This window comes from Nonomuraea sp. NPDC049709, assembly GCF_040674815.1.
Taxonomy (GTDB): domain Bacteria; phylum Actinomycetota; class Actinomycetes; order Streptosporangiales; family Streptosporangiaceae; genus Nonomuraea.
Genome location: NZ_JBFANM010000017.1, coordinates 180573 through 188878, shown reverse-complemented (window position 1 = coordinate 188878; position 8306 = coordinate 180573). Strand labels below are relative to the sequence as shown.

General features: G+C 71.6%; 8 protein-coding genes. All 8 read right to left on the bottom strand.

The features are described 5' to 3' along the window. Window positions 1-725 (bottom strand): FAD-dependent oxidoreductase (locus tag AB0J69_RS19445; RefSeq protein ID WP_364118646.1); only part of this gene is annotated, 725 nt, incomplete at its 3' end. Between the two features lie 74 nt (window positions 726-799). Further along, complete coding sequence (locus tag AB0J69_RS19440; RefSeq protein WP_364118644.1) at window positions 800-1936, bottom strand: prephenate dehydrogenase; 1137 nt, start codon at window positions 1934-1936, stop codon at window positions 800-802. 96 nt (window positions 1937-2032) lie between these two features. Then, window positions 2033-2392 (bottom strand): chorismate mutase, encoded by a 360-nt coding sequence (aroH, locus tag AB0J69_RS19435; protein WP_364118642.1) that lies wholly within the window; start codon window positions 2390-2392, stop codon window positions 2033-2035. 72 nt (window positions 2393-2464) lie between these two features. Further along, window positions 2465-3328 carry a pseudouridine synthase gene (locus AB0J69_RS19430; RefSeq protein WP_364118640.1) on the bottom strand — a complete coding sequence of 288 codons (864 nt, stop codon included), beginning with the start codon at window positions 3326-3328 and terminating at the stop codon, window positions 2465-2467. A 1031-nt stretch (window positions 3329-4359) separates the two neighbouring features. After that, window positions 4360-4911 (bottom strand): SMC-Scp complex subunit ScpB, encoded by a 552-nt coding sequence (scpB, locus tag AB0J69_RS19425; RefSeq protein WP_364118670.1) that lies wholly within the window; start codon window positions 4909-4911, stop codon window positions 4360-4362. Between the two features lie 610 nt (window positions 4912-5521). Further along, a complete protein-coding gene (locus tag AB0J69_RS19420; protein ID WP_364118638.1) occupies window positions 5522-6340 on the bottom strand; it encodes a segregation/condensation protein A in 819 nt (272 codons plus the stop codon). After that, on the bottom strand, window positions 6337-7278 hold the full coding sequence (locus tag AB0J69_RS19415; RefSeq protein ID WP_364118636.1) for a ParA family protein: 942 nt from the start codon (window positions 7276-7278) through the stop codon (window positions 6337-6339). The genes AB0J69_RS19420 and AB0J69_RS19415 overlap by 4 nt, the downstream gene beginning before the upstream one ends. Before the next feature lie 117 nt (window positions 7279-7395). Continuing rightward, entirely contained in the window at window positions 7396-8301 is a 906-nt protein-coding gene (locus tag AB0J69_RS19410; RefSeq protein ID WP_364118634.1) for a site-specific tyrosine recombinase XerD, read from the bottom strand. Window positions 8302-8306: the final 5 nt, after the last annotated feature.

The following is an 8306-nucleotide window of genomic DNA, read 5'->3' as shown; positions in this document are numbered from 1 at the left end:
TTTTTCTTTTTTTGTGTTTGGTGTGTTTTTATATCGCTGTCGTCCCGGGGGTGGGGGGGGGGGTGGCGCCGCGGGCGGGGGGGCAGCCGGACGCCGTCCGGCAGGACCTTGCCGATGTCCACGCCGGTGCGGACCTCCACGCCGAGCCGCTCCAGCACCGCGTCCAGGTACGCGCGGGCGCCCCGGCCCATCATCGAGCCCGGCCGTCCCCTGGTCAGCAGGATGACGCGCAGGTGCGGGCGGGTCTCGGCCAGCTCGGTCGCCGACTCGATGCCGGTCAGCCCGCCGCCGGCCACGATCACCGTGCCCCGGGTCAGGGTGTCGAGATGCTTCGAGAGCCGTACGGCGGCCGCGTGGTCGTCGTAGGAGTAGGCGTGTTCGGCGACACCGGGGACGGAGACGTCCGTGACGGTGCCGAGGGCGTAGATCAGCTTGTCGTAGCCGAGCGTCCGCCCGTCGTCGAGCCGCACCTCGCGCCGCTCGGGATCGACCGCGCCCACCCGGCCCTGGACGAACTCGATGCCGGTGCCGGCCACCACCTCGTCCAGCGGGTGGTCGGCCAGCCGCTGCCCCGCCGCCGTCTGGTGCAGGCGCAGCCGCTCGGTGAACCTCGGCGACGCGTTGACCAGCGTCACCTTGCCGCCGGTGCGGCGGGTCCTGCGGGCGACCCGGATGGCCGCCATGACGCCCGTGTAGCCTCCGCCGAGTACCAGGATGTCAGTCATCTTCCGTACCTCCTCGATTCGACCTGCAGACGGATCGAGGAGGCGCGGATGTGACATCAGGCCCCGAGTATTTTTCAGGGAACCTGCCAGCCCCGCTCGCGCAGGGCCTCGGTGAGCATCGTGGCGGCGTCGGGCTGGACCGACAGCTCGGCGATGCCGAGGGGCAGGCCGGGGGCGTGCTCCAGGCGTACGTCCTCGACGTTGACCCCGACCTCGTCGCAGACCTGGAACAGCCGGGCGAGCTGACCGGGGCGGTCGCCGATGACCACCTGGACGGCGGCGTAGTCGGAGGCGGGGCCGCCGTGCTTGCCGGGGATGCGGTCGTGGCCGGCCACGCCGCGCTTGAGGAGCTGGGTGAGCTCGCCGGTGGCGGTGCCGTCGCCCTCCGCCAGCGAACGCAGCGCGCTCGCGGCGTCGGCCAGGTCGTTGGCCACGGCCTCCAGCACCTCGGCCACCGGGGAGGCATTGCCGGACAGGATGCCCAGCCACAGGCTCGGGTCGCTGCCCGCGATCCGCGTGACGTCGCGTACGCCCTGTCCGGCCAGCCCGAGCGCCACGTCGGTGGCGTCGGCCAGGCGGGCGGCCACGGCGGAGGCGGCCACGTGCGGCGCGTGGGAGACCACGGCGACCGCGCGGTCGTGGTCGACCGCGCTCACCTCGACCGCGTTGGCCCCGCACAGCTCGATCAGCCGCAGCACGGCCGCCTTCGCCTCGGGGTCGGACTCCTCGGTGGGGCACAGCGCCCACGGCCGCCCGAGGAACAGGTCCTCCCTGGCGGCCCCCGGCCCGGACTTCTCGCGCCCGGCCAGCGGGTGGGAGGCCACGTAGGCGGACAGGTCGCAGCCGAGCTGCGCGGCCCGGTGGATGGGCTCCGCCTTCACGCTGGCGACGTCGGTGTAGAAGCGGGCCGCGTCCATCCGCTGCAGCTCCAGCAGCTCGGTGGCCACGTGGGCGGGGGGCACCGCGATGATCGCGAGGTCCACCCGCTCTGCCGACTGCGCGGCGGGGCTGACATCGGAGTCCGTGGCGGGATTTACGGCGGGATTTATGGCTGGGGCCCACTCCTCGCCCGCGCCGAGCTCCCGTGCCAGCCGTACGGCTCCTTGGTCGCGGTCGGCGAGCAGCACGCGCACGCCCCGCTTGCGCAGCGCCAGAGCAGCGGAAGTGCCGATGAGACCGGTGCCGACGACGAGCACGGTGCGAAGTTCCATCTCGATGTCCTGATTTATCGGGCGATACGGATGCTGGAGTGTTGCACGGCCGACTTGCCGGTCGCTTACTTACTAGGCTTACCTGGTCGGGCTCGCTTATTGGGCGATGTCCTGGCGCAGCGCCACCGCGCCCCGCAAATAGACGTGCTGGATCTCGGAACGCGGCCGGTCGGTCTCCACATGGGCCATGAGGCGTACGACGCGGGGCAGCGCCCCCGGCACGTCGATCTCGGTGCAGCAGATCAGCGGCACCTCGTGGAAGCCCAGCTTGCGCGCGGCGAGGGCCGGGAACTCGGCCGTCAGGTCGGGCGTGGCGGTGAACAGCACGCTGATCACGTCGTCGGGGGTCAGGCTGTTGCGCTCCATGATCGCGCTGACCAGCTCGGTCGTGCCCGAGATGACCGAGTCGCGGTCGTTGGCGTCCACCTGGATCGCCCCACGGATCGCCCGCACCATGTGGTTCGTTCCCCTCTTATAACCGGGAGAGCCCGTGCGGAGGTTCCGCACGGGCTCCTGCGTCCGGCCAGATTACAGCTTCACGGCCGCGTACAGCTCGCCGACTTCCTTCAAGCTCAGCGCCCTGACGGTGCCCGGCTTGGTACGGCCCAGCTTCACCGGCCCGAACTCGATCCTGGCCAGGTCGATCACCCGGTGACCGGCCTCCTCCAGCATCCGCCTGACGACGTGCTTGCGGCCCTCGTGCAGCACCACCTCGACCAGCGCCTGCTGGCCGTGCTCGTGCACGATGGCGAAGCTGTCGGCCCTGGCGATGCCGTCCTCCAGCTCGATGCCCTGCTTGAGGCGGCGCCCCAGGTCGCGCGGGATCGGCCCCGGCACCTTGGCCCAGTATTTCTTCTGCACGCCGTAGCTCGGGTGCGTCAGCCTGTTGGCCAGCTCACCGTCGTTGGTGAGCAGCAGCAGGCCCTCGGTCTCGGTGTCGAGCCGGCCCACGTGGAACAGCCTCGGCGCCAGCTCCTCGACGTAGTCGGCCAGGCACGGCCGCCCCTGCGGGTCGTCCATCGTGGAGACCACGCCGATGGGCTTGTTCAGGGCGTAGTAGACCAGGTCGGGCGCGGTCGGGATGCGCTTGCCGTCCACGTGGATGACCTGGGCGGCCGGGTCGACCTTGGCGCCGAACCTGCGCACGACTTGCCCGTTGACGGTGACGCGGCCGTCGCCGATCATCTCCTCGCAGGCCCTGCGGCTGGCCACGCCCGCCTGGGCGAGGACCTTCTGCAGGCGTACGCCGCCGGGGACCTCGGTGGTGTCGCGCTCGTCGGTGTAGCCCTCGGGGTAGAAGTTACGGTCGCGCAGGGGCTGCCTGGCGGCCTTCACCCGGTCGTGCTGCGGGCTCCCGTAGCTCTCGCGCCTGCCGCCGCCGACGGTCTGCACGTCGTCGCGGCGCGGCGTACGAGGTGCGCGCCGGTCGCCGCCGCCCTGCCGGGCACCGCGATCGTCGCCGTCCCGCCTGCCGTACCGGGACCTGGTCGAGCCCGCGCTCCCGGGAGCGGCATCCTCCCGGCGCCCGCTCCGCCCGGCCCGGAACCCACCACGCTCACCGCGCGCCTCGCCCCGGAACCCACCACGCTCACCGCGCGCCTCACCCCGGAACCCGCCGCGATCATCACGGGGCTCGGAACGGTAGCCGCCGCGATCATCGCGGGACTCGGGACGGTAGCCGCCCCGCTCGTCCCCACGGGCCCGCTCACCACGGCCGTACCGGTCCTCACGACCGTAGCGGCCGCTGTCCCGGCCCTCGCGGCCGTAGGTGCCCTCACGGTCACCACGACCGAAACGGGAGCCCTCACGCTCACCCCTGGACCGCTCACCGCCACGGTCGGAACCACGGCCGGAACCACGGTCGGGCCCACGGTCGAAACCGCGGCCCCGGTCGCTGCCTCGGTCACTGTTCCGGTCACTGCTCCGGTCACTGCTCCGGTCACTGCCCCAGGAACTACCACGCTCACCACGCGAGAACCGCTCCTCGCGCGGATAGCGGCCGCCGGTGCTGCTGCCACCGCTGCCACCGCTGCCGCCGCGGCTGTCGTTGTCGCCGTCCCGCCTGCCGAACCGAGCCCGGGATCCGCCCCGGTCGGCGCGCAGGGAGTCACGTGAGGTGCGCTCACGGGAGTCGTTGTCACGGCGGGGCCCACCGCGGAAATCGCCGTCACGGCGAGGCCCGGAGTCCCTTCGGCCGGCCCCACCACGGAAGTCGTCATCCCGGCGGGGGCCACCACGGGAGTCGTCGTCACGGCGGAAACCGCCACGAGGGTCGTCGTCACGGCGAGGGCCGCCACGGGAATCGTCGCGACGGAAACCGCCGCGCGTGTCGTCGGAACGGAAGGCGGGACGCCCGCTGCGGCCGGAGCCGCCGGTACGCCCACGACCGCGTCCATCACCGGACGGGGTGCTGCGCCTGTTGATCACTTTGTTGTCTCCTCGAGATTTTCCAGGTCGTCGGGGAGGAAGGGCGCGAGCTCGGGGAGCTCGCTCAGATCCCGCAGTCCCAGACGTTCAAGGAAGTATGAGCTTGTCCGGTAGAGCACTGCCTGGCTCTCCGGGTCGGTGCCGGCCTCCTCGACCAGCCCCCTGGCGACGAGCGTCCGCATGACGCCGTCGCTGTTGACGCCGCGCACGGCGGCGACGCGGGCACGGCTCACCGGTTGCCGGTAAGCCACGACCGCGAGTGTTTCCAGCGCGGCCTGGGTCAGCCGCGTCTGCTGGCCGTCGCGTACGAACCGCTCGACCAGTTGCGCACAGTCGGCACGCGTGTAGAACCGCCAGCCGCCCGCAACTTCTCGCAAGTCAAAACCCCGCCCGGCAGCGGTATATTCCGCCGCCAGGCCACGCAGAGCCGCACCCACCTCATGGGTGGGCCGCTCCAGCACCTGAGCCAGGGTCACCTCGGCCACGGGCTCGTCGACCACCAGCAGGATAGCCTCCAACGCCGCCCCCAGCGTCGGCCCCTCCCCCACCGCCCCCTCACCGTGCCCCTGAGCCCCGTCCTCCGTGTCCTCAACGTCAGCTACGCCGACCGCCGCACGCGTTGCGCCGAGCTCCGCCGCACCACGCCCCGCCGACCCGCCGCCCGAAGAACCCGACCCGAGCACGTCGTCCGCCGACTCAGCCTGCACAGGATCCGGGCCCAGCACGTCGTCCGCCGGCTCACCCTCCACAAGATCCGGGCCCAGCACGTCGTCCGCCGGCTCACCCTCCACAAGATCCAGGCCCAGCACGTCGTCCGCCGACAGGTCCGCCGCTCCGGCTGCCGCCGCAACAGCCTCTGCCGCATCACGCCCCGCCGGGCCGGCGCCCGAAGGTCCCGAGCCGGGCGCGTCGTCCGCAGGATCGTCCGCCGCGGCGCCCTCGCCCGCAGCATCCTCAGCCGCGTCTGTCCCGCCGGTCTCTCCCCACCCGGACGCCGCCATGTCCTCCCCCGACGGCACCTCACCGGGCCCGCCATCGGCCGGTGCGTCCTCCACGTGAGGGGCGCCCGGCTGGACGAGGGAGCCCGGGAGGGTCATCCAGGCGGGCAGCGGCGGCTGCGAATCCGGTGACCTGCGGGGGTTGGGCAGCGGGTTGTCGTCAGTCATCAGATGGTTTCTCCGCCGATTCCTCGTAGTCGTCCCCCACCGCGACATCCCCGTCGTCGGTCCCCGTCCAGGTCACGTGCAGATCCCCCAGCGGCTCGACCTGCTCGAACGTCACCGCCGACTCCCGGAACAGCTCCAGCACGGCCAGGAACCGCGCGATGACCTCGAAGGTCCCCTCGCAGTCGGAGACCAGCGCGCGGAAGGTGGCCCGCCGGAGCCGGCGCAGGTGCATGACCAGGATCGCCGCCTGCTCCTTGACGCTGGCCAGCGGCTGGTAGATGTGCCCCACGCTCACCGTGGGCGGCAGCTTCGGGATGAAGGCCTTGGCCGCGATCCGGGCGAGCTGCTCGGGCCCGATCCCGAGGATGAGCTCGGGCAGCAGGCTGGCGAACTGCTCCTCCATCCGCACGGTACGCGGGAAGCGCAGCGCCTCCTCCGCCATCCGCCCGGCGAAGACCTTCGCCACCTCTTTGTACGCCTTGTACTGCAGCAACCGGGCGAACAGCAGGTCCCTGGCCTCCAGCAGCGCCAGGTCCTCCTCGTCCTCCACCTCACCGGACGGCAGCAGCCGGGCCGCCTTCAGGTCCAGCAGGGTCGCCGCCACCAGCAGGAAGTGGCTCGTCTGGTCGAGATCCCACTCGGGGCCCCGAGACCGGATGTACGCGATGAACTCGTCGGTGACCTTGGAGAGCGAGACCTCGGTGATGTCGAGCTTGTGCTTGGCGATGAGGCCGAGCAGCAGGTCGAACGGACCCTCGAAGACGTCCAGGTGAACCTGGAAGCCCTGAGGTGCGGTCTGCTCTGCGGTCACCTGGCCATTGTCGCAGGCGCCGGCCAGCGCGACAGCACCTCGCGGGCCAGCTCACGATAGGCGTTGGCGCCCAGGGACGACGGGTCGAACGTGGTGATCGGCTCGCCGGCCACCGTGGCGTCGGGGAAGCGGACCGTACGGTTGATCACGGTGTGGAACACCTTGTCGCCGAACGCCTCCACCACCCGGGCCAGCACCTCACGGCCGTGCAGCGTGCGGGCGTCGTACATGGTGGCGAGCAGCCCCTCGATCTCGAGCTCCTCGTTGAGCCGCTCCTGCACCTTGGAGATGGTGTCCATGAGCAGCGCCACGCCGCGCAGGGCGAAGAACTCGCACTCCAGCGGCACCATCACGCCGTGCGCGCAGGTCAGCGCGTTGATGGTGAGCAGGCCCAGCGACGGCTGGCAGTCGATGAGGCACACGTCGTAGTGCGGCAGCAGCGGCTTGATCACGCGCCCGAGCACCTGCTCGCGGGCGACCTCGGTGACGAGCTGCACTTCCGCGGCCGACAGGTCGATGTTGCTCGGCAGCAGGTCGAGCCCCTCGACGCCGGTCTCGAGCAGCACGTCCTCGGCGGTGACGTTGCGCTCCATCAGCAGGTTGTAGACGGTCAGGTCGAGCTGGAGCGGGTTGATGCCCAGGCCGACGGACAGCGCCCCCTGCGGGTCGAAGTCGACGAGCAGCACCTTGAGGCCGCATTCGACGAGGGCGGCCCCCAGGTTGATGGTGGTCGTGGTCTTGCCGACGCCACCTTTCTGGTTGACCATCGCGACCACGCGCGCCGGGCCGTGCACCGCCGGGGGCACCGGCTCCGGGAACACGGGTCTGGGTCGCTGTGTGGGACCCAGATTGACGCCGTTCGAAGGCGCGTTGGTCTTCGTGTCGCCCCAGGGGTTGTCGGGGGTCCCCGGGGTCGAACCCTTGGTCGTCACAGTCACCAGCTCGAACCTCCCTGACGATCCCGAACCGGACCGTCCGGACGGACACTATGGCGTCACCACTTAACGCGGCAAGGCGGCACGCCGAGGGCGGCGCACGTCCCAAAAGACTATAGATCACTGCCGGGCACGCGGATGCGCGGCGGCATAGACCTCGCGGAGCTTGTCGACCGTCACCAGGGTGTAGACCTGAGTGGTCGTCACAGAGGCGTGGCCGAGCAACTCCTGAACCACCCTAACGTCCGCCCCGCCGTCCAAAAGGTGAGTTGCGAAGGAATGCCGGAGTACGTGCGGGCTTATCCCGTCGAGTCCGGCGCGTTCGGCGGCGGCCTGGAGCACCTCCCAGGCTCCCTGCCTGGTCAGGCGCCCGCCGCGGGCGTTGAGGAAGACCGCGGGGGTGCCGCGGCCGTGGGCGAGCAGGCCGGGCCGGGCCCGCACCAGGTACGCGTCCAGCGCCGACCGGGCATAGCGCCCCAGGGGCACCACCCGCGTACGGGCGCCCTTGCCCCGCAGCCGCACCTGGTCGTCCTCCAGGTCGTCCACGGCCAGCCCGACGGCCTCGGAGATGCGGGCGCCGGTGCCGTACAGGACCTCGAGCAGGGCGCGGTTGCGGAGCGTGAGGGGGGCGCCGTCGGGGCCGGAGGCGGCGATGAGGCGCTCGACCTCGTCCACGCCGATGGGCTTGGGGAGCCTGCGGAGCTGGCGCGGCGGGCGTACCTCGTGGGCGGGGTCGTGGGCCGTGACGCCTTCGCGCAGGGCGAAGCGGTGCAGCCCGCGTACGGCGGAGACGGCGCGGGCGGCGGAGCTGGCGACGAGCGCGGGGTGTTCCCCGTCGCCCTCGCGCAGCGCGGCGAGGAAGGCCAGCACGTCGGCCTCCCCCACCTCGTCGAGTTCCAGGCGCCCGCGCGCCTGGAGGTGCTCGAAGTATCGGCGCAGGTCACGACGGTAGGACGCGAGCGTGTTGGCAGCCAGGCCCCGTTCCACCGCCAGATGGGCGAGGTAGCTGGAGAGCACTGCCTCCACGAACT

Bases quoted from the DNA above. Each gene is read 5' to 3' on its own strand.
- AB0J69_RS19440 (WP_364118644.1), bottom strand. From the start codon at position 1,936: ATGGAACTTCGCACCGTGCTCGTCGTCGGCACCGGTCTCATCGGCACT.
- aroH (WP_364118642.1), bottom strand. From the start codon at position 2,392: ATGGTGCGGGCGATCCGTGGGGCGATCCAGGTGGACGCCAACGACCGC.